Origin of the sequence: Ancylobacter sp. SL191 (genome assembly GCF_026625645.1) — a bacterium.
Classification (GTDB): domain Bacteria; phylum Pseudomonadota; class Alphaproteobacteria; order Rhizobiales; family Xanthobacteraceae; genus Ancylobacter.
This window is the reverse complement of record NZ_CP113056.1, coordinates 812,111-831,539: the sequence shown is the minus strand read 5'-3', so window position 1 is coordinate 831,539 and position 19,429 is coordinate 812,111. Positions and strand designations below refer to the sequence as shown.

Genomic DNA, 19,429 nt, shown 5'->3' with positions numbered 1-19,429 from the left:
CGGGTGTCTCGCGTCATCCCGGACGGCCCGCAGGCCCAATCCGGGATCGCGCGGTCGGGCGGCGATAGCGGGCTATGCGCCCGATTTGGCGGCGCTTTGCGGCGCGAAGACCTCCTTGGCGGCGAACAGTCCGTTGAGTGCCGCGGGGAAGCCGGCATAGACGGCCATCTGCATGATGATCTCGGTGATCTCATCGCGGGTCAGCCCGACATTCAGCCCGGCGGCGATATGGACCTTCAGCTGCGGGGCGGCGTTGCCGAGCGCGGTCAGCGCGGCGATCGTCGCGATTTCCCGCGCGCGCAGATCGAGACCGGGACGGCAATAAATGTCGCCGAAGGGGAACTCGAGCAGATAGGTGGCGAAATCCGGGGCGATGTCGGTGAGCGCGGCGACGACCTTTTCGCCCGCCTCGCCGTCGATCTCAGCGAGGGCGCGCCGCCCGCGCTCCAGCCGGCTGTCGTCTGCGCTGCAATTGTGTTGCGTCATCATCCCGCATCCTCTGCTCCAGGCCGGCATAGCCGGCGATCTTGGTGTCGAGGACGAGAAGGCAGTCCTGAAGCTCGGCCAGATGAAGCGCCACGCGCTTGCGGTGCTGCTCCAGCAGCGCGCGTCGCTCAGCTTCGGTTGCGGCGCCGGCTTCCCGCAAGGCTGCATAGCGCAGCATGTCGCGGATCGGCATTCCGATCGTTTTCAGGCGACCGAGAAAGGCGATCCACGTGAGGATGGAGGCATCGTAATCGCGCTGGCTCGAACGGTTCCGGTCCGCATAGGGCAGCAGTCCGATCCGCTCGTAATAGCGGATGGTATGGACCGATAATCCCGATAGCTTGGCCAGTTCCCCGATCTTCATGATCGCCCTTTTCGCCACGACGCAGCCAAGGCTAGGGGTTCGAGCGCGCTCGAAGTCAAGCGGGACTGTCTTTTACGCAGATGTCTGTCGCGGCCGGCCGGGCCGGCCGCGACAATGTCATGGCACGTCAGATCACGCCTGCGAGGCGACCTTGCTCTTCAGCGCGGCCTGCGCGGCGGCCAGGCGGGCGATCGGCACGCGGAAGGGCGAGCAGGACACGTAGTCGAGCCCGACTTCCTCGCAGAAGGCGACCGAGGCGGGGTCGCCGCCATGCTCGCCGCAAATGCCGAGCTTGAGGTTCGGGCGCACCGCGCGGCCGCGCTCGGTGGCGATCTTCACCATCTCGCCGACGCCGTCCTGGTCGATCGACACGAAGGGGTCGACCTCGAAGATGCCCTTGGCGATGTAGGTGCCGAGGAACGTGCCGGCGTCGTCTCGGCTGATACCGTAGACGGTCTGGGTGAGATCATTGGTGCCGTAGGAGAAGAACTCCGCCGTCTCCGCGATCTCGCCCGCCTTCAGCGCCGCGCGCGGCAGCTCGATCATCGTACCGACCTGGTACTCGATCGTGTCGCCGGTTTCCTGCTCGACGGTCTTGGCGGCGGCGTCGATCACCTCCTTGACGAGGTCGAACTCGCGCTTGCCGGTGATGAGCGGCACCATGATTTCCGGCACCACCGGCTTGCCGGTGCTCTTCTGCGCCGCCACAGCGGCCTCGAAGATGGCGCGCGCCTGCATTTCCGCGATCTCCGGGAAGGCGATGGCGAGGCGGCAGCCGCGGAAGCCGAGCATCGGGTTGAACTCGTCGAACTCGCGCTTGCGGGCGGCGAGCTTGGCGGCGCTGACCCCGAGCCCTTCCGCGACCTCGGCGATTTCCGCGTCGGTGTGCGGCAGGAACTCATGCAGCGGCGGGTCGAGCAGGCGGATCGTGACCGGCAGACCGTCCATGATCTCGAACAGCTCCTGGAAGTCCGAACGCTGCGCGGCGAGCAGCTTGGCGAGCGCGGCGCGGCGGCCCTTCTCGTCATCGGCCAGGATCATTTCGCGCACGGAACGGATGCGGTCGCCCTCGAAGAACATGTGCTCGGTGCGCGAGAGGCCAATGCCCTCGGCGCCGAAATTCTTCGCGGTGCGCGCGTCCAGCGGGGTTTCCGCATTGGCCCGCACCTTGAGCCGGCGCACCCCGTCCGCCCAGCCCATGAGGGTGGCGAACTCGCCGGACAGCTCCGGCTGGAGGGTGGGCACGGCGCCGGCGATCACCTGGCCGGTGCCGCCGTCGAGGGTGAGGATGTCGCCCTTCTTCAGCGTCACCCCGCCCGAGGTCAGCGTGCCCGCCGCATAGTCGACGCGGATGGTGCCGGCGCCGCAGACGCAGGGCTTGCCCATGCCGCGCGCGACCACCGCCGCGTGCGAGGTCATGCCGCCGCGCGTGGTGAGGATGCCCTGCGCGGCGTGCATCCCGTGGATGTCTTCCGGCGAGGTCTCGATGCGCACCAGGATGACCTTGCGGCCTTGCGTCTTCAGCAGCTCCGCCTCGTCGGCCGAGAACACGATCTCGCCCGAGGCGGCGCCGGGCGAGGCCGGCAGGCCGGAACCGATGATCTTCTTGTCGGCCTTGGGGTCGAGCATCGGGTGCAGCAGCTGGTCGAGCGCGGCAGGGTCGACGCGGGCGATGGCTTCCTCGCGGGTGATCACGCCGTCATTGGCGAGCTCGACCGCGATGCGCAGCGAGGCTTTCGCGGTGCGCTTGCCCGAGCGGGTCTGCAGCATCCACAGCTTGCCGCGCTCCACGGTGAATTCGAGATCCTGCATGTCGCGGTAATGGCTTTCCAGCACACCGGCGATGCGGGTGAATTCGGTGTAGACCTCCGGCAGCGCCTTCTCCATGGAGGGCTTGTCGGAGCCGGCCTCGATGCGGGCGACCTCGGTGATGTTCTGCGGCGTGCGGATGCCCGCCACCACGTCCTCGCCCTGCGCGTTGATGAGGAACTCGCCATAGAGCGCGTTCTCGCCGGTCGACGGGTTGCGGGTGAAGGCGACGCCGGTGGCGGAGGTCTCGCCCATATTGCCGAACACCATGGCCTGCACGTTCACCGCCGTGCCCCAGCTCTCCGGGATCTGGTGGAGGCGGCGATAGACGATGGCGCGCTGGTTCATCCAGGAGCCGAACACGGCCCCGATGGCGCCCCAGAGCTGGTCGTGCGCGTCCTGCGGGAAGGGGCGGCCGAGCTCGTGGACGACCAGCGCCTTGTAGCGCGCGACGATGTCCTTCCAGTCATCGGCGGTGAGGTCGGTGTCGAGGGTGTAGCCGTGGTCGGATTTGTAGCCGTCCAGCACTTCCTCGAAATGATGGTGCGGGAAGTCGAGCACCACGTTCGAGTACATCTGGATGAAGCGGCGGTAGCTGTCATAGGCGAAACGGGCATCGCCCGAGGAGGCCGCCAGCGCCTCGACCGTCACGTCGTTGAGCCCGAGATTGAGCACCGTGTCCATCATGCCTGGCATGGAGGCGCGGGCGCCCGAGCGCACGGAGACCAGAAGCGGGTTGGCGGGATCGCCGAAGGTGCGATTGGCGAGCGCGCCAACCTGGCCGAGAGCTGCCTCGACCTGGGACGCAAGTTCGTCCGGGTACTTGTTGCCGTGAGAATAGTAGTAGGTGCAGACCTCGGTCGAGATCGTGAATCCGGGCGGCACTGGCAGCCCGAGGTTCGACATTTCCGCAAGGTTCGCGCCCTTGCCACCCAGCAGATTGCGCAGTTCCGCTGTACCTTCCGCGGTGCCGTCGCCGAAGGTGTAGACCCATTTCGTCATGTCAGAGTCCTTTGGTGAGGCGCAACCTGGTGCGCCCTCAACGTGTGGTGGACATTCAACCGAAGTCGAAATTTAAGCACCGTCAAAGGGTTCGTCCGCCCGGCCGTCGCCGTGCAAAACCGCTCCCACTAAAGTGATCTAGCGGTTTGAGGGGCCCCGTTCAATCCATCATTTGCACTGCACCATGGCCAGCGGCAGCGCACCAGAATGTGACCGGATGGACGTATTGTCGCGGGGTCGGCAATCAGGCACCTCTGTGCGGGCCGGAAACCGATCCGTCGCAAGGGGCATCCTATGATTGCAACACTGAACCGACTCGCGCCGCATGTGCTCAGCCTGCTGCGCGTGATGTCCGCCTTGCTGCTGCTGCAGCATGGCACCACCAAGATTCTCGGCTTTCCCGCCACGCAGATGACCGGCGTCAGCCTCACCTCGCTGCCGGGCATTGCCGGCATCATCGAGCTGGTCGGCGGCCTGCTGCTGCTGGTCGGGCTGTTCTCGCGTCCGACCGCCTTCATCCTCTCCGGCATGACCGCGGTGGCGTATTTCCTCGTCCACGCGCCCAAGGACTTCCACCCCATCGTCAATGGCGGCGAACTCGCGGCGCTCTATTGCTTCGTGTTCTTCTACCTGACCTTCGCCGGCCCCGGCCCGTGGAGCGTCGACAAGCTGCTCGGCAAGGCGTGATCCGCGCCGGCCATCTCTGACGCACGGCCCGGACCGGCTCGGGGGAGCCCGGTCCGGGCCGTCCTGTTTTACAGGCCCAGCCGCTCCAGCCCGCCCGAGCCGAGCAGGCCCATGACGCCGATGAAGATCAGGTAGACCGCGACGATGTAGGCGAGCAGGCGCGGCATCACCAGAATGAGGATGCCCGCGATCAGCGCGACGATCGGCTGAAGGGCGACAAAGCTGACGGCCATAAGGGGTACTCCTGTGAGGTCACCCTAGAACGGCCGGCGGTTGGGATGGTTCCGTGATGGGGGGCTGTGGGCTTGTGTGCCCATGCCCGCGCATCGTCATGGCCGGGCATGGCCCGGCCATCCACGTCTTTTCTGTCGTGCCAAAATCGTGGATCCCCGGATCAAGTCCGGGGATGACGTGGTGAGGTGTGGCACCGGTCCGGCAGAAAGACCGCCCGCGTAATGGTGCCGGTGTGCGGCCGGTTCATCCCCGCACGCCGTCATGGCCGGGCTTGGCCCGGCCATCCACGTCTTTTCTGTCGCGCCCAAGTCGTGGATCCCCGGATCAAGTCCGGGGATGACGGTGTGAGGGGTGGCATCGGCACGGCAGATGACAGCGGGGCGCCCGCCCGCGCCCTAGCCCTCGATGCGGTCGAAGTCGGCGACGGTGCGGGTCAGGGCGCGGATTTCCGCCAGCAGGCGCAGGCGGTTCTGGCGCAGGGCGGCGTCCTCGGCGTTGACCGTGACCTTCTCGAAGAAGGCGTCGACCGGCGCGCGCAGGCGGGCCATCAGGGCCATGGCGCCCTCGAAATCCTCCGCCGCCAGCGCCGCCTCGATCTGCGGGCGCAGCGCGGTGAGCGCGTCGGCGAGCGCGCGCTCCTCCGGCTCGGCCAGCAGGCCGGCATCGATGCCGCCCTCGTAGGAATGGCCGTCCTTCTTCTCCTCGATGCGCAGAATATTCGCCGCGCGCTTGGTGCCAGCGAGCAGCGTCTTGCCGTCTTCGGAGCTGAGGAAGCGGGACAGTGCCTCGACGCGCTTCACCACCAGCAGCAGGTCGTCCTGACCGGGCAGGGCGAACACCGCGTCGACGAGATCATGCCGCGCCCCGGCCTCGCGGAGGTGGACCTTCAGGCGGTCGGCGAAGAAGGCGAGGAGGTCTTCGGCAACCTCTATGGCTTTGTCATAGGTGCCATTAGCTGCTCCCTTAAAGATGCCGACGGCTTGACGGTAAAGCTCCAGCCGATCTTCCAGCTTCGCTACGTATGTTTCGACGCTTGATCGGTCATCAATAATCGCGCCAAGATCTTGGCGAAGAGCCGCAATCTCGGCAGCGTTAGCTGCCGATCCAGCGACGCCCATGAGGCCAAAAGCAATCAAGCCGAGCAGCTCAACGCGAATTTTGTTCTCGATCACCATGCGCACCACGCCCAGCGCGGCACGGCGCAGCGCGTAGGGATCCTTGCTGCCGGTGGGCTTCTCGTCGATGGCCCAGAAGCCAACCAGCGTGTCGAGCTTGTCGGCCAGCGCGACGGCGACGGAGACCGGGGCGGTGGGGACGCGGTCGGTCGGGCCCTGCGGCTTGTAATGATCTTCCGCCGCGGCGGCGATGGCGGGGTCGAGCCCTTCCAGCTCCGCATAGTAGCGGCCCATCAGGCCCTGCACTTCCGGGAACTCGCCGACGACTTCGGTGCGCAGGTCGCTCTTGGCATAGAGCGCGGCCTGTTCGGCGAGGTCAGGGTCTGCACCAATCGTGCGACCGATGACGTGGGCCAGAACGGCAATCCGCCGGATGCGCTCCAGCTGCGAGCCGAGCTTCTCGTGGAAGGTGACATTGCCGAACTTCGCCAGCCGGTCTTCCAGCGACACCGTTGCGTTGGTCTTCTTGTCGGTCTCCCAGAAAAACTTGGCGTCCGACAGGCGGGCGCGGATGACGCGCTCATTGCCGGCGATGATCGCCGCGCCGCCATCGGAGGCGATGAGGTTCGACACCAGGATGAAGCGGTTGGCGAGGCGCCCGGTGGCCGGGTCCCTCAAGACGAAGCATTTCTGGTTGGCGCGGATGGTGGCGCGGATCACCTCGTCCGGCACGTCGAGAAAGGCCGGGTCGAAGGCGCCCATCAGCACCACCGGCCATTCGACGAGGCCGCAGATTTCTTCCAGCAGGCCCGCATCCTCGACCAGCTCCAGCCCCTGCGCCAGCGCAAGATCCTTGGCGTCGTTGAGGATGATGTCCTTGCGCCGCTCGCGGTCGGCGACGACATGGGCGGCCTCAAGCTTGGCCATCCAGTCCTCCAGCCGGCGGACCTTGATCGGGCCCGGGTTGAGGAAGCGGTGGCCGCGCGTCACGTCGCCCGCCGTGATGCCGTCGACATCGAAGGCGACGATTTCCGGCTCCTCGGTCTCCGGCCCGAAGGTGCAGAGGATCGACTGCAGCGGGCGCACCCAGCGCAGCGCGCCGGGCTGGGCGGAGGCCTTGCCCCAGCGCATCGACTTCGGCCAGGGGAAGGCGCGGATGATGGCCGGCACGATCTCGCCGATCACCTCCGGCGTCGGGCGGCCATGCTTGTGGATATGGGCGACGTAGGAATCGCCCTTCTTCGGGTCGCTGACGATCTTCGCCTGATCGAGCGAGGTCAGCCCCGCCGCCTTGAGGAAGCCGTCGATCGCGCCCTGGGGAGCGCCGACGCGTGGGCCCTTGCGCTCCTCATGCGTGTCCGGCTGCTGCGCCGGCAGGCCGTGCACGGCGAGCGCGAGGCGGCGCGGGGTCACGAAAGCCTTGGCGCCCTCATAGACCAGACCGCGCTCGACCAGCGCATCGGTGACGAGCTTCTTCAGGCTGTCCGCGGCGGCCGCCTGCATGCGGGCGGGGATTTCTTCGCAGAACAGTTCGAGCAGGAGATCGGGCATGGCGCTGTCGGCTGATGTGGCGGGGCAGGATGAGGTCCGCACGCCCTAGCACGTCACGCCGGGCGAGGGGAGTGCGTTTAGCCAAGGGGCGCGTTAGGGGACGGTTAGCCCAGAGGCGCGCCGCGCCGCTCGGTCATGGTCAGCGTCGCCGCCAGCGAGATGATGGACAGCCCGATCAGATACCAGGCCGGGCCCATGTCCCAGTGCTCGCGGCTGACGAGATAGACCGCGACCATCGGCGCGGTGCCGCCGGCCAGCCCCACCGAGATATTGTAGGACAGCGAGAGCGCCGAGCAGCGCGTCGCCGAACGGAACATCTCCACCAGCGCGCAGGGGATCGGCCCGGCATACATGGCGATCAGCACGGCAAAGCCGATCTGGCCGAGCAGCGCGCCTTCCGCCGTGCCGGAATCGAGCAGGCGGAACAGCGGCCAGGACAGCAGCACCATGCCGATGAGTCCGCTGGCGATCATCCATTTGCGCCCGATGCGGTCGGACAGCCCGCCGAACACCGGCGCGAGGATCAGCACCGTGACCATGGAGATGGTGTTGATCTGCAGCGAGAGCCGCGCGGTCAGGTTGTCCACCTGCTGCATGTAGGTCGTGAGGTAGACGAAGATCAGGTAGAAGCTGACGCCCAGCGTCAGGTTCATCAGCATCGCCCGCAGCATGTTGGCGCCGTCGGTGCGCAGCGCGAGCGCCAGCGGCAGGCCCTCCGTCACCGCGCGGGCCGGGGGCGTCTCGTCCTCGTCGAGCGAGGCGCGGCGCAGATAGAGCGTGAAGCCGCCGAGCAGGATTCCCGCGAGGAAGGGAATGCGCCAGCCCCATTGGGTGAGGTCGTCGGTGCTCATCATCATCGCGGTGACCGCGCCCACCGCCGAGCCGAGCAGCGTGCCCGCCGAGGCGCCGCAGCCGGCGAGGGAGGTGATGAGCCCGCGCCGCTCGGCCTTCGCGTTTTCCGCGAGATAGATCGCCGAGGTCGTGTATTCCCCGCCGATGGACAGCCCCTGCAGCAGGCGCATCACCAGCAGCAGCACGGGCGCGGCGGCGCCGAGTGTCGCATAGGTCGGCAAGAGGCCGATGGCGACGGTGGAGCCGGTCATCAGCGCGGCGGAGATCAGCAGCGCGCGGCGGCGGCCATAGCGGTCACCGATATGGCCGAACACCACGCCGCCGACCGGGCGCATGAGGAAGGAGGCGGCGAACACGCCGAAGGCCGAGATCAGCCCGACAAAGGCGTCGCTGTCGGGAAAGAAGTTCTTGGCGAAGATGGCGGCGAGGAAGCCATAGGCGGCGAAGTCGTACCACTCCAGCACATTGCCGAGCGCACCCGCGACCAGGCTGCGCACCGGCGCGCGTCGTTGGGTCGGAACCACCGGGCCGGTGTCGGGGTAGCCTTCGGAGACGAGACTGGACACCGACACGGGGGCACTCTCCGGTGCGGGAGGGGAAAGGGTCAGGCGGCCGGCGTGCCGCCCGCTTCCGTGGCGAGCCAGGCGGCGCCGCAGGCTTTGGCGAGTTCGCGCACCCGCAGGATGTAGCTCTGGCGCTCGGTCACCGAGATGACGCCGCGCGCATCCAGCAGATTGAACACATGGCTCGCCTTGATGCACTGGTCATAGGCCGGCTGCGCCATGAGGTGGCGGGTCTTGGCTTCATCCGCCCAGCCCGCCTCGAGGTATTTCGCCGCCGCGCTCTCGGCCATGCGGAACTGCTCGAACAGCATGGCGGTGTCGGCGTGCTCGAAATTGTGCCGGGAATATTCCTTCTCGGCCTGCAGGAACACGTCGCCATAGGTGACCTTCTCGTCACCCTCGCGGCCGTTGAAATTGAGGTCGTAGACGTTCTCCACGCCCTGCACATACATGGCGAGGCGTTCCAGACCATAGGTCAGCTCGCCCGCGACGGGGGCGCATTCAAAGCCCGCGACCTGCTGGAAATAGGTGAACTGCGAGACTTCCATGCCGTCGCACCAGCACTCCCAGCCGAGGCCCCAGGCGCCGAGCGTCGGGCTCTCCCAGTCATCCTCGACGAAGCGCACATCGTGCAGCCGGAGGTCGATGCCGATGGCTTCCAGCGAGGCGAGGTAGAGCTCCTGCAGGTCCGGCGGCGAGGGCTTCAGGATCACCTGATACTGATAATAATGCTGCAGCCGGTTGGGGTTCTCGCCATAGCGCCCATCCTTCGGCCGGCGCGAGGGCTGCACATAGGCCGCCTTCCACGGCAGCGGCCCGAGCGCGCGCAGCGTGGTCGCCGGGTGGAAGGTGCCGGCGCCGACTTCCATGTCATAGGGCTGGAGCACGACGCAGCCCTTGTCCGCCCAGAAGGCATGGAGCGCGAGGATGAGCCCCTGGAACGACTTGTCGGGGCGCATATGCGGCGGCAGCTTGGGATCGATCATCGGGAAGGCCGGCGGTTGGCGGGAAAAATCGCGCGCAACCTAGGCCGCGCGGGGGCGGGGATCAAGGTGGCGGGGCCTGTACCGCGCAACGTCATCCCGGACGGCCGCAGGCCGATCCGGGATCGCGGGCAGAATGGAGAGCGATCCCGGCTCTACGGCTGCGCCTCCGGCCGGGATGACGGTAGACCCACGGCCGGGATGACGTGGGCGGCCGCCCGGTTCCCGCCTCCCGCAAAACCGACTATCACTCCCCCATGCCCGACCTCGTCCCCGAATCGCCCGTCTCCAACGCCCCCGACTGGACCGTCTCGGAACTCTCCGGCGCGCTCAAGCGCACGGTGGAGGATGCGTTCGGCCATGTGCGGGTGCGCGGGGAAATCTCCGGCTATCGCGGGCCGCATTCGTCGGGCCACGCCTATTTCTCGCTGAAGGACCAGAACGCCCGCATCGACGCGGTGGTGTGGAAGGGCGTGTTCGGCCGGCTCAAGCTGCGGCCCGAGGAAGGGCTGGAAGTGGTCGCCATCGGGCGCATCACCACCTTTCCCGGCAAATCCTCCTATCAGATCGTCATCGAGCAGCTCGAATTCGCCGGCGCCGGCGCGATCATGGCGATGCTGGAGGAGCGCAAGCGCCGCCTCGGCGCCGAGGGCCTGTTCGCGCCCGAGCGCAAGCGCCGCCCGCCCTTCCTGCCCCGCGTCATCGGCGTCGTCACCTCGCCGACCGGCGCGGTGATCCGCGACATTCTCCATCGCCTCGCCGACCGTTTCCCGCGTCATGTGCTGGTCTGGCCGGTGCGGGTGCAGGGCGACACGTCAGGGGCGGAAGTCGCCGCCGCCATTCGCGGCTTCAACGCGCTTCCCGCCAACGGTCCCATTCCCCGGCCGGACGTGCTGATCGTCGCGCGGGGCGGCGGCTCGCTGGAAGACCTCTTGGGCTTTTCCGACGAGGCGGTGGTGCGCGCGGCGGCGGAAAGCGCCATCCCGCTCATTTCCGCCGTCGGCCACGAGACCGACGTGACGCTGATCGACTTCGCGGCGGATGTGCGCGCCCCCACGCCCACGGCGGCGGCGGAAATGGCGGTGCCGGTGCGCGGTGAGCTGATCGCCGGCATTGAGAGCCTCAAGGCCCGGCTTACCGGCGCGCTGGTGCGCGGCACGGAGCGCCGGCGCACCGATCTGCGCTCCCTCGGCCGCCTGCTGCCGAGCGCCGATGCGCTGCTCGCCGGCCCACGCCAGCGGCTCGATCTCGCCACCGGGCGCCTGCCGCGCGCGCTGAAAGCCAATGCCGGCGCGCATCGGCTGCGCCTCACCCGCGCGGAAGCGCGCTTCTCCCCGCAGATGCTGGCGACAGCGCTGGGGCGGCGGCGCGAGCGGCTGATGCTGGTCGGCCCGCGCCTGCCGCGCTCGCTCACCGGCAATACCGGCGAGCACCGCCGTCGCCTCACCCGCATCGAGGCCCGGCTCGGCCTTGCCGCGCAGGCCCAGCGCAACCGGCTGGAGCGTGGGCGCGACCGGCTTGCCGGCCTGCTCGACCGGCTGCACCGCTGCCACCTCCAGAGCCGGCTCGACCGCGAGCGGCGGCTGGAGCGCGCCAGCCGGCTGCTCGACGCGCTGTCCTATAAGGGCGTGCTGGAACGCGGCTTCGCGCTGGTGCGCGATGGCGCGGGCACCCCGCTCCACGCCGCCGCGGCGGTCAGCGCCGGGCAGGCGCTGGAGATCGAGTTCCGCGACGGCCGCGTGGCGGCGACCGCCGGGGAAGGGCTTGCCCCGTCCGACCCCGGTACGCCGCCGCCCGCGCGCGCCCCGCGCAAGGCAAAGCCGTCACGCTCCTTGCCGGACGCGACCCGCCAACCCACCTTGTTCGGCAATTAGAGCTTTTTTCGCCGGTTGCCCCCTCGCTTGCGGGAAGGGCGGCCGATCCTTATTGTCGGGTAAAGCCGACCAACCGCATGAGCGGAAGCATGAACCGCTTTGAACGTTTCTCTGCCTCCGGCGAAGCCGAGGTGCGCTATCTCGACGGCGACTTCCGGGTCGTGCGTCCGGGCACCTTCGTGCGCTGCGCCGTGACCGGCCAGTCCATCCCGCTCGACGAACTCCGCTACTGGAGCGTCGATCTGCAGGAAGCCTATGCGACGCCGCAGGCGGTGCTGGCGCGCCTGCACCCGGATCGGCTCAAGTCCAGCTGAATTCCGGCGGAGGCCCGCTCAGTCGACGCGCAGCGCGCTCGCCATCAGCCGGTCGAGCGTCTTGGCGCTGCTCGGCTCCAGCGCCAGCCGCACCGGCAGAACCTCGCTCATTTCCAGCAATCCCCGCCCGGCCTCGGTGCTGGCGAGCCGCGCCGCGTCCTTTTCCGTGGTGACGAGCAGCAGGTCCGCGCGCGCCGCCTGCACCTGAAGCTCGGCGATCTCACTGGCCGTGAACACATGGTGGTCCGGGAAGGCGCGGGTGACCGTGGTGAGCACGCCGAGCGTGCGCAGCGTGTCGAAGAACTTCGCCGGGCGGCCGATGCCGGCATAGGCCAGCACGCGCCGGCCGAACAGCCGGGCGACCGTGTGCGCATCCGGCGCGAGGCGCCCGCGCAGCACATGGATGCCCGCCGCATAGCCGTCGCGCGCCACGCGCTCGCCCGGCGCGCCCTCGCCGACGATCAGCAGCGCCTGCGCCCGGTCGAGCTGCGGGCGCAGCGGCGCGCGCAGCGGGCCCGCCGGCAGGCACAGCCCGTTGCCGACGCCGACCCCGGCATCGACCACGAGGATGGAGAGCGTCTTGGCGATGGCGGGGTTCTGGAAGCCGTCATCCATCAGCACGATGTCGGCGCCGCTCTGCGCCGCCATCTGCGCGCCCAGCAGCCGGTCGCGCGCCACATAGGTCGGCGCGGCGCGGGCAAGCAGCAGCGGCTCGTCGCCGACATCGGCGGCGGTGCTGCCGCGCGGATCGACCCGCAGCGGCCCGCGCTCGCGCCCGCCATAGCCGCGCGTGACGATGACCGGCGTGTGCTTCTGCGCGAACAGCCGCCGCGCGAGCTGGATCACCGTCGGCGTCTTGCCGGCCCCGCCCACCGTCGGGTTGCCGACGCAGATCACCGGCACGCCGATGGCGGTGCCGGCCGTGCGCAGCCGCGCCAGCGTCACCCCGCCGACGAGGGCGCCGAGGGGCGAGAGCAGATGCGCCGCCAGCGTGGGGTCGCGTTGCCACCAGAACTTCGGCGCCTGCATCGCTCAGCGCCTCTCGAGCCGGATCTGCACCAGATAGGGGTCGATGGCGACCAGCGTGCGCCCCAGCGCCCCGCCGAAGCTGTCGATGGTCGCCTGCCCGTCGCGGATCATGCGCTTGCGCGCCGCGGTGTCCTTCAGCAGGGTGAAGGCGGTGGCGGCCAGCGCGCGGGCGTCCTCCACCGGAACCGCGCCGCGATTGGCGTCGAGCTCGCTGTAGAGATCGCTGAAATTGGTGGTGTGCGGGCCGTGCAGGATCGCCATGTCGAGCTTGATCGGCTCGATCGGGTTCTGCCCGCCCTTGCGGGCCAGTGAACCGCCGAGAAAGGCGACGGCGCCGAGCCGGTAGAACAGGCCAAGCTCGCCGATCGTGTCGGCGACATAGATCGCGGTGCCCCGGTCGGGCAGATAGCCGTCGCTGCGCAGCACCGCCGGGCAGCCGGCCTCATTGGCGAGGCGCGCGACCTCCAGCCCGCGCTCGGGATGGCGCGGGGCGATGATGGTGAGCAGGTTCGGAATTTCCGCCGCGAGGCGCTGATGCGCCTCGATCAGCACCTCCTCCTCGCCCGGATGGGTCGATGCGGCGACGAAAACGGTGCGCCCGGTGGAGGCGGCGCGGAGCTGGTCGAAGGCGACGAGATCGACCGGCGGCGGGGGGGAATCGAATTTGAGATTGCCAGTCACCGCCACGCGCGGCGCGCCGAGGCCGCGCAGCCGCTCTGCATCGTCAGGCGCCTGCGCCAGGCACAGATCGACCCGCGCCAGCAGCGCGCCGACGCTGCCGCCCACCTTCTGCCAGTTGGCGAAGGATTTCGGCGACATGCGCGCATTGACCAGCACCAGCGGCGTGCGCCGGGCATTCACCTCGATCAGGAGGTTCGGCCACAGCTCGGATTCGACCAGCAGCACGAGGTCCGGCCGCCAGTGCTTGAGGAAGCGGCGCAGGAAGAGCGGGGAATCCAGTGGCACGAACTGGTGCACGATGTCCGGCGGCAGGCGCGAGGCGGCGAGCCGGGCCGAGGTCACCGTGCCCGAGGTCAGCAGCACCTTGAAGCCGCGCGCCCGCAGCCTGTCCATCAGCGGCAGCACGGCCAGCATCTCGCCGACGCTCGCGCCATGCACCCACACGAGCGGCCCCTTGGGGCGCGGCAGCCCGGCCCGGCCGAAGCGCTCGCGCAGCCGCGCCGGCTCCTCCTTGCCGCGCTTCAGCCGGCCGATCAGCATCAGCCGGACAAAGGGCGTGGCCAGCCAGGTCGCCAGCCGATAGCCGCGGATGAGGAAGGTCGAGCGGGCCTTAGCCATTGGGCGTTCCGGCGCCGGCATCCCGGCCGGCCCTGGCCGGTGCGGGTCGCCCGACCAGCGCCTCGGCGCGCGCGGTCGCTTCCTCGAGCTGGCGCTGCAGCTCGCGGCGGGCGGCCTCCAGCTCCTGCGGGCCGGCATCGGCCGGCACCAGCACGCCATCGCCGGCCACCACGGCGGCGCGGCCGAAGGGCAGATGGATCGCCGCGCGGTCCCAGCTCTTTGCCAGGATGCGGCGCGAGGTGGCGATGGCGACGGGATAGATCGGCCGTCCGGAATGCTTGGCGATGGTGATGACGCCGAGCCCGGCGATGCGCGAGATCTTCGGCACGTCGGCGGTCATCGCGACATTGGTGCCTTCCGACAGATGGCGGATCATCTCCAGCGTCGCGTTGAACCCGCCCTTGACGCGGAAATCCCGCCCCTGCGCGCCCGAGCCGCGCACCGTGCCGATGCCCAGCGCCTCGGCGGCGATGGCGTTCACATCGGCATCGGCGCTGCGCGAGATCATGACACGGGCCCGGTGATACGGCTTCACCAGGAACGGGGTGAGGAAATGCTGCCCATGCCAGAAGGTCAGGATCATCGGCAGTTGGGCATCGGCCAGATCATAGAGATTGGCCGGCTCCATCACCACGCGCTGGGTACGCCAGACGAGACGCAGATAGCCGGCCATGCTCCGGCCGAGCACGGTCCGCACTGTCTGCGACGTGCGCAGTCTACGCCACATTGTCCGGGGCCGCAGCGTCAGCGCGCGGCCGGGCTGGTCTCGGGATCCAGCAGGCGATGCAGATGGACGACGAAATAGCGCATCTGGGCGTTGTCCACCGTCTGCTGCGCCTTGGCTTTCCAGGCGGCATGCGCGGTGGCGTAGCTCGGATAGATGCCCACGACGTCGAGCTTGTCGAGATCCTTGAAGGTGACGCCGTCAAGGCTTTCGAGTTCGCCGCCGAAAACCAGATGAAGAAGCTGAGGGGTGGTCATGAGCCCAGTCTGCTGCCGTTGTTTCCGATCGGGGTGGCTCGCCCGCTCAGGATTCCGTCGCCGCGCCCTCAGCGCACCGCATCCATCAGCGAGGGATGCAGCAGCGCGCCGGACGACACCAGCGCCCCATGGCGCGGTATCGGAGCGTTGTAGGCGAGCGGAAGCCCGTCGAGGGTGGTGAGGCGTCCCCCTGCTTCGTGCACCAAAAGGTCGGCGGCGGCAAGATCCCAGTCGTTACCATTGGGCGAGGCGAAGGCGGCATCGAGCTCGCCGGTGGCGACGCGGGCGATGCGCAGGGCGAGCGAGCGGATGCGCTGCACCCGGTGGGCGGTGCCCGCGCGGTCGATATGGTTGAGGAAGGGCACCGGCCCGTCGACGCGCGCGCCAGCAAGATTCGGCGCCTGCGAGGCCTCGATCGCCCGCCCGTTGCGCGTCGCCCCGCCGCCGCGGACGGCGATGAACAGTTCTTCCGTCACCGGGGCGAACAGCGCGCCGGCGATGGGCCGGCCATCCTCGACCAGCGCCGCCTCGACGCACCAGTCCGCCCCGCCGGCCATATAGGCGCGGGTGCCGTCGATGGGATCGACGATCCAGACCCGGCGGCGCGTGAGGCGCGAGGGCTCGTCCACCGTCTCTTCCGACAGCCAGCCATAATCCGGGCCGAGCAGGCTGAGCCGCTCGCGCAGCATGAGGTCGACGGCGAGGTCCGCCTCGGTCACCGGCGAGTCATTGTGCTTCGACCAGGACTTCACCCCATCGCGGAACATGGCGACCGCCACCGCGCCGGCGGCGACCACGGCTTCGGCGAGGTGTCCTGCCGCGACGGCCGGGTTGGCCAGCGGGTCAGCCCGATGGGCTTGCGGCGGGGTTGGGCGGTCGGCGGCGTTCTCGCTCATGCCGGGGGCTTAAGCGCAGTGGCGGGCGCTGGCAACCGCCAGATGAGCATGGAGGCCCCGCGCGGCAAGCTTCCGTCAAGCATAGCGGGCGGAAGTGACGGTGCTGCCGGCGCGAAGAAACGGTCAACCATGTCCCTTAAGCCGGAAGCGAGGGGTCGAACGTTAGCTTGCCGATACGACCGGGGCCGTCAGAGCCTGAAAACCGGCAGGGATTACGATGATGCGTCCATTTCGAGCGGCGGCGAGAGCCGCCGAGCCGATCTTTCCCTATGTCTGCCTGGAACGCCCGCGGGCGGCGACCGACTGGCCGCTGGTGTTCCAGTCGATCGACCCCCCCGCCGATAATGGCGTGCGCCGGGTGGAGCTGCATCCTGACCATCTGGTGCTGCGCCGGCGCACGGCCAGCGTGCCGATGAAGCTGACCTTGCCGCTCGCGGCCTATCAGGGCCTCGCGGTCGCGCTGCTCGACCCGCAGGGCGAGGATGAGGGCGTCGCCATCGTGCTGGTCCATGCCGATCCGGCGTTGTCGGTGACGCTCTATTCCGCGCCGCATATCGACGATGTCGTCGCCGAATGGCGCGGCTGGAGCGCGGCGCTCGGCCTGCCCATGCTGGTGACGGAAGCCGACGGCACCCGCCGCCCGGCCTATGGCATGATCGGGCGCGTCACGGTCGCCACGCCCCGGCTGCGCCGGCGCGGGCGCGGCGCGCTCAAGCACCGCCGTCCGACCATGCTGCGCCGCCGCGCCGCCGGCCGTCCGCTCGGTGATCTCGACGTGCATCGCGGCGAGCGCGAGCTGATCGCGCGGGACTGAGCGGCCCATCGGCACTCGCATGGCACTCCCATGGCCGCCCGATCGGCCCGCCATGGTGCTGCTGCAATGGCGCGACATGACACGGCCATCCCGTCACCCCGCGCGTTGCTGCGCCGTCGCGTTCGAGACCCATCATGACGAACAGGCTGTCCCTCGCTTTCGCCGCCCTGCTGCTGGCCTCGACCGTTGCCTCCGCCAGCCCCTGCACCCAGGCCGCCGACGACACGCAGGCGGCACTCGACCGGATGATCGCCGATCTTGCCGCCGGCGGCCCGCCGGCGCCGGAGAGCGACGCGGCGCTGCTCAGCCATGATCCCTCGCCGTCCAGCATGGCCAAGGTCGAGGCGGAGATCGGCGACGGCGTGAAGCCGGAAATCGCGCAGAAGGCGCTGGAGCGGGCGCGCGCCGCCGCCGCCACCGGCAATGAGGATGTCTGCCAGAAAGAGGTCGCCGCCGCGCGCGACGCCATCGGGCTGCAGTAGCGGCCGACCTGCAGGAGCGGTTCAGTCACCGCCGGAGCGGCCGACCGGATGGATGAGGTGGCCGTGAAAGGCCCAGGCGGTCAGCGATAGCCCGGCCAGCAGCACCGCACCACTGGTCAGCGCCCGGCTGAGGCCGGCGGCATCCAGCATCAGGGCGCCGATGCCGGCACCCACGACGAAACAGCCCCAGGAGCCCGCATAGGCGATGGCTTCGGCCGGCTTGCTCGTGCCCTTGGACAGCCGCGCCAGCGACTGGCCGAGGCCGAACAGCGCGCCGGTGACGAAGCTCTTGCCGATATCGGCGCCGGCGATGATCTGGTGCACGCTGTTCTGCATGCCCATCGCCACGGCCACCGGCACCAGCGAGGACACGCCGAGGCCCGCAGCGGTGAGCCCGGCCGCCAGCGCGAACAGCGCCACTTCGACACCGAGAATGCTCACCAGCTTCCAGTCGCCCGTCGCGTCGGCCACCCGCGTGCCGAGGAACGCGCCGGCCACGAAGCTGGCGATGACGGTGGCGGTGAGCCCGGCGAGATCCCAATGGGCGTTGGCGATCTGGATGCCGAGGCGCGTGCTGTTGCCGCTCATGAAGGAGAGGAACAGCCCGCCCAGATGCGCATAGCCGACGGCGTCGACAAAGCCGGCGATCAGCGTGGCGAGGCTGGCGAAGATGAGCGGGCGATAGGCCGTGGGCATGGCGGGAGATTCAGCTCGGCGCAGAAAAGGGCGCCCGAGGCGCCCCTTTCGATGCAAGGCGGCGCGCACGGCGCCGGGCGGGCAGGCGGCGATACCGCTTCATCCGGCCGATCCGGGGTGAGCCGGATCAGGCCGGACGCGATCCGGGGATCACGGGCAGCGCGTATCAGGGACAGCGCCTATCAGGGGCAGACGTGGGTCCAGCCGCCACCCCAATTGCGGCGCCAGAAGCAGCCGGGACGCTCCGGCGGGCCCCAGGCGCGGGCATAGGGCGGCACGGTGCCATAGGTCCAGTTGGGGCGCCACCAGCAGTGCCACACGCCGCAGACCCAGCGCACATTCTCGGTGAGCTGGATGGACGGCACGGCGGTGCCGAGCGCCGGGCCGGCGACCGCGGCTTGCGCCGAGGTGCCGCCAAGGCCGGCGGCCGCGAGGGTGGCCGCGCCGACAGCGAGGCCGAGAAGGTTCTTGCGCAGGGATGAGGAGAAGGCCGCGAAACGGTTCCGCATGGAACGCTCCCGAGAATGTGACCAGACGGGAGCAAATTACCACGAGCCGGGCAGGCCGGCACGCCTAAGTCCATGCCAAGGCAAAAATTTCTTGAACATGGTTGCCGCTGGGCCGGCTGGATTTCGCCCCGTCCGGTCCCGTATGCTCACGTGCAAACGCGCCCTGACGCGCCGGAGGTAACGCCATGCGCTCGAAGATCATCGGCACCACCCTGCCCGTGCTGGAAATCTATCTGGAGGCCGGCGAAAGGGTAGTCGGCGTGCCCGACCAGCTGTCCTGGATGTCCGGCGACATCGCCATGACCACCTCGACCGCGGTCGGCGGGGGCGGTGGCGGCGGCCTGTTCGGGCTGGTCAGCCGCGCGGTCGCGGGCGGCGGCCTGTTCATGACCGAGTTCGCGGCCCAGCGCGGGGCGGGCAATGTGGCCTTCGCCGCCAAGCTGCCGGGCACCATCATCGAGGTCGAGGTGACGCGCGAGCGCGGCTATCTCGTCCACCGCCACGGCTTCGTCTGCGGCACGCCGGGGGTGGAGATCGCCTCCGCCTTCCAGCAGACGCTCGGCGGGGCGGTGTTCGGCGGCGAGGGCTTCATCCTCCAGCGGCTCTCAGGGGACGCCAAGGCCTGGATCGAGGTCGGCGGCGAGATCGTGACCTATGATCTCCAGCCCGGCCAGTTCCTCATGGTGCATCCCGGCCATATCGGCTTCTTCGAGGACAGCGTGTCCTTCGAGATGACCGCCATTCGCGGCGTGCGCAACGCGCTGTTCGGCGGCGACGGGCTGTTCCTGGTGAAGCTGTCCGGCCCCGGCAAGGTGTGGCTGCAGACGCTGACCGCGCCGGGCCTTGCCCACACGATCAGCCATTACCTGCCGGCCAAGCAGGGGTGAGA

General features: G+C 69.2%; 20 protein-coding genes. 6 read left to right on the top strand and 14 right to left on the bottom strand.

The features are described from left to right. Positions 1–72: 72 nt before the first annotated feature. The 3 genes from OU996_RS03675 to ppdK form a co-directional block, all read right to left on the bottom strand. Positions 73–486, bottom strand: coding sequence for a carboxymuconolactone decarboxylase family protein (locus tag OU996_RS03675; protein ID WP_267585582.1), 414 nt, complete (start codon positions 484–486; stop codon positions 73–75). Continuing rightward, positions 422–850: a MerR family transcriptional regulator gene (locus OU996_RS03670; protein ID WP_267584304.1), complete on the bottom strand. Its 429-nt coding sequence runs from the start codon at positions 848–850 to the stop codon at positions 422–424. Before OU996_RS03670 ends, OU996_RS03675 begins: the two co-directional genes overlap by 65 nt. A 132-nt stretch (positions 851–982) precedes the next feature. Continuing rightward, a complete protein-coding gene (gene ppdK / locus OU996_RS03665) occupies positions 983–3,661 on the bottom strand; it encodes a pyruvate, phosphate dikinase (RefSeq protein WP_267584303.1) in 2,679 nt (892 codons plus the stop codon). 294 nt (positions 3,662–3,955) lie between these two features. Between ppdK and OU996_RS03660 the strand changes: the two genes are divergently transcribed. After that, the gene (locus tag OU996_RS03660) at positions 3,956–4,348 is read left to right on the top strand and encodes a DoxX family protein (protein WP_267584302.1); all 393 of its coding nucleotides are present in this window, start codon (positions 3,956–3,958) and stop codon (positions 4,346–4,348) included. 68 nt (positions 4,349–4,416) lie between these two features. On the opposite strand, the gene OU996_RS03655 is transcribed toward OU996_RS03660, so the two are convergent. The 4 genes from OU996_RS03655 to OU996_RS03640 all read right to left on the bottom strand — a co-directional run bounded on the left by OU996_RS03655 (position 4,417) and on the right by OU996_RS03640 (position 9,649). Next, positions 4,417–4,581 (bottom strand): DUF3096 domain-containing protein, encoded by a 165-nt coding sequence (locus OU996_RS03655; RefSeq protein WP_267584301.1) that lies wholly within the window; start codon positions 4,579–4,581, stop codon positions 4,417–4,419. A gap of 396 nt (positions 4,582–4,977) precedes the next feature. Then, the gene (glyS, locus tag OU996_RS03650) at positions 4,978–7,248 is read right to left on the bottom strand and encodes a glycine--tRNA ligase subunit beta (RefSeq protein ID WP_267584300.1); all 2,271 of its coding nucleotides are present in this window, start codon (positions 7,246–7,248) and stop codon (positions 4,978–4,980) included. Positions 7,249–7,352: 104 nt separating this feature from the next. Continuing rightward, on the bottom strand, positions 7,353–8,672 hold the full coding sequence (locus tag OU996_RS03645; protein WP_267584299.1) for an MFS transporter: 1,320 nt from the start codon (positions 8,670–8,672) through the stop codon (positions 7,353–7,355). 32 nt (positions 8,673–8,704) lie between these two features. Next, on the bottom strand, positions 8,705–9,649 hold the full coding sequence (locus tag OU996_RS03640) for a glycine--tRNA ligase subunit alpha (RefSeq protein WP_267584298.1): 945 nt from the start codon (positions 9,647–9,649) through the stop codon (positions 8,705–8,707). Between the two features lie 254 nt (positions 9,650–9,903). Here OU996_RS03640 and xseA point away from each other — a divergent pair, with 254 nt between their 5' ends. Both xseA and OU996_RS03630 read left to right on the top strand, forming a co-directional pair. Next, positions 9,904–11,520 (top strand): exodeoxyribonuclease VII large subunit, encoded by a 1,617-nt coding sequence (gene xseA / locus OU996_RS03635; protein WP_267584297.1) that lies wholly within the window; start codon positions 9,904–9,906, stop codon positions 11,518–11,520. Between the two features lie 89 nt (positions 11,521–11,609). After that, the gene (locus OU996_RS03630) at positions 11,610–11,834 is read left to right on the top strand and encodes a DUF2093 domain-containing protein (RefSeq protein WP_267584296.1); all 225 of its coding nucleotides are present in this window, start codon (positions 11,610–11,612) and stop codon (positions 11,832–11,834) included. 18 nt (positions 11,835–11,852) lie between these two features. Here the strand turns inward: OU996_RS03630 and lpxK are convergent, their stop codons facing one another. The 5 genes from lpxK to OU996_RS03605 form a co-directional block, all read right to left on the bottom strand. Beyond that, positions 11,853–12,863 (bottom strand): tetraacyldisaccharide 4'-kinase, encoded by a 1,011-nt coding sequence (gene lpxK, locus OU996_RS03625; RefSeq protein ID WP_267584295.1) that lies wholly within the window; start codon positions 12,861–12,863, stop codon positions 11,853–11,855. 3 nt (positions 12,864–12,866) lie between these two features. Beyond that, the gene (locus OU996_RS03620) at positions 12,867–14,162 is read right to left on the bottom strand and encodes a 3-deoxy-D-manno-octulosonic acid transferase (RefSeq protein WP_267584294.1); all 1,296 of its coding nucleotides are present in this window, start codon (positions 14,160–14,162) and stop codon (positions 12,867–12,869) included. Continuing rightward, positions 14,155–14,889 carry a lysophospholipid acyltransferase family protein gene (locus OU996_RS03615; protein WP_267584293.1) on the bottom strand — a complete coding sequence of 245 codons (735 nt, stop codon included), beginning with the start codon at positions 14,887–14,889 and terminating at the stop codon, positions 14,155–14,157. The genes OU996_RS03620 and OU996_RS03615 overlap by 8 nt, the downstream gene beginning before the upstream one ends. A gap of 17 nt (positions 14,890–14,906) precedes the next feature. Beyond that, the gene (locus tag OU996_RS03610; protein ID WP_267584292.1) at positions 14,907–15,143 is read right to left on the bottom strand and encodes a DUF4170 domain-containing protein; all 237 of its coding nucleotides are present in this window, start codon (positions 15,141–15,143) and stop codon (positions 14,907–14,909) included. 68 nt (positions 15,144–15,211) lie between these two features. Next, positions 15,212–16,039, bottom strand: a complete 828-nt coding sequence (locus OU996_RS03605; RefSeq protein ID WP_267584291.1) for a 3'(2'),5'-bisphosphate nucleotidase CysQ — start codon at positions 16,037–16,039, stop codon at positions 15,212–15,214. A 220-nt stretch (positions 16,040–16,259) separates the two neighbouring features. Between OU996_RS03605 and OU996_RS03600 the strand changes: the two genes are divergently transcribed. Next, entirely contained in the window at positions 16,260–16,853 is a 594-nt protein-coding gene (locus tag OU996_RS03600) for a DUF6101 family protein (RefSeq protein WP_267584290.1), read from the top strand. A gap of 134 nt (positions 16,854–16,987) precedes the next feature. Continuing rightward, the gene (locus tag OU996_RS03595) at positions 16,988–17,335 is read left to right on the top strand and encodes a hypothetical protein (protein WP_267584289.1); all 348 of its coding nucleotides are present in this window, start codon (positions 16,988–16,990) and stop codon (positions 17,333–17,335) included. A gap of 21 nt (positions 17,336–17,356) precedes the next feature. On the opposite strand, the gene OU996_RS03590 is transcribed toward OU996_RS03595, so the two are convergent. Continuing rightward, positions 17,357–18,031 carry a YoaK family protein gene (locus OU996_RS03590; protein WP_267584288.1) on the bottom strand — a complete coding sequence of 225 codons (675 nt, stop codon included), beginning with the start codon at positions 18,029–18,031 and terminating at the stop codon, positions 17,357–17,359. 182 nt (positions 18,032–18,213) lie between these two features. Continuing rightward, positions 18,214–18,540, bottom strand: coding sequence for a hypothetical protein (locus OU996_RS03585; RefSeq protein ID WP_267584287.1), 327 nt, complete (start codon positions 18,538–18,540; stop codon positions 18,214–18,216). Positions 18,541–18,725: 185 nt separating this feature from the next. Between OU996_RS03585 and OU996_RS03580 the strand changes: the two genes are divergently transcribed. Further along, on the top strand, positions 18,726–19,427 hold the full coding sequence (locus tag OU996_RS03580; RefSeq protein WP_267584286.1) for a TIGR00266 family protein: 702 nt from the start codon (positions 18,726–18,728) through the stop codon (positions 19,425–19,427). Positions 19,428–19,429 lie beyond the last annotated feature (2 nt).

Coding starts and splice junctions, on each gene's coding strand:
- glyS (WP_267584300.1), bottom strand. CDS start 7,248: ATGCCCGATCTCCTGCTCGAACTGTTCTGCGAAGAAATCCCCGCCCGC.
- OU996_RS03605 (WP_267584291.1), bottom strand. CDS start 16,039: ATGAGCGAGAACGCCGCCGACCGCCCAACCCCGCCGCAAGCCCATCGG.
- OU996_RS03585 (WP_267584287.1), bottom strand. CDS start 18,540: ATGCGGAACCGTTTCGCGGCCTTCTCCTCATCCCTGCGCAAGAACCTT.
- OU996_RS03675 (WP_267585582.1), bottom strand. CDS start 486: ATGACGCAACACAATTGCAGCGCAGACGACAGCCGGCTGGAGCGCGGG.
- lpxK (WP_267584295.1), bottom strand. CDS start 12,863: ATGCAGGCGCCGAAGTTCTGGTGGCAACGCGACCCCACGCTGGCGGCG.
- OU996_RS03580 (WP_267584286.1), top strand. CDS start 18,726: ATGCGCTCGAAGATCATCGGCACCACCCTGCCCGTGCTGGAAATCTAT.
- OU996_RS03670 (WP_267584304.1), bottom strand. CDS start 850: ATGAAGATCGGGGAACTGGCCAAGCTATCGGGATTATCGGTCCATACC.
- OU996_RS03610 (WP_267584292.1), bottom strand. CDS start 15,143: ATGACCACCCCTCAGCTTCTTCATCTGGTTTTCGGCGGCGAACTCGAA.
- OU996_RS03595 (WP_267584289.1), top strand. CDS start 16,988: ATGACGAACAGGCTGTCCCTCGCTTTCGCCGCCCTGCTGCTGGCCTCG.
- xseA (WP_267584297.1), top strand. CDS start 9,904: ATGCCCGACCTCGTCCCCGAATCGCCCGTCTCCAACGCCCCCGACTGG.
- OU996_RS03640 (WP_267584298.1), bottom strand. CDS start 9,649: ATGATCGATCCCAAGCTGCCGCCGCATATGCGCCCCGACAAGTCGTTC.
- OU996_RS03660 (WP_267584302.1), top strand. CDS start 3,956: ATGATTGCAACACTGAACCGACTCGCGCCGCATGTGCTCAGCCTGCTG.
- OU996_RS03600 (WP_267584290.1), top strand. CDS start 16,260: ATGCGTCCATTTCGAGCGGCGGCGAGAGCCGCCGAGCCGATCTTTCCC.
- OU996_RS03655 (WP_267584301.1), bottom strand. CDS start 4,581: ATGGCCGTCAGCTTTGTCGCCCTTCAGCCGATCGTCGCGCTGATCGCG.
- ppdK (WP_267584303.1), bottom strand. CDS start 3,661: ATGACGAAATGGGTCTACACCTTCGGCGACGGCACCGCGGAAGGTACA.
- OU996_RS03590 (WP_267584288.1), bottom strand. CDS start 18,031: ATGCCCACGGCCTATCGCCCGCTCATCTTCGCCAGCCTCGCCACGCTG.
- OU996_RS03620 (WP_267584294.1), bottom strand. CDS start 14,162: ATGGCTAAGGCCCGCTCGACCTTCCTCATCCGCGGCTATCGGCTGGCG.
- OU996_RS03615 (WP_267584293.1), bottom strand. CDS start 14,889: ATGTGGCGTAGACTGCGCACGTCGCAGACAGTGCGGACCGTGCTCGGC.
- OU996_RS03630 (WP_267584296.1), top strand. CDS start 11,610: ATGAACCGCTTTGAACGTTTCTCTGCCTCCGGCGAAGCCGAGGTGCGC.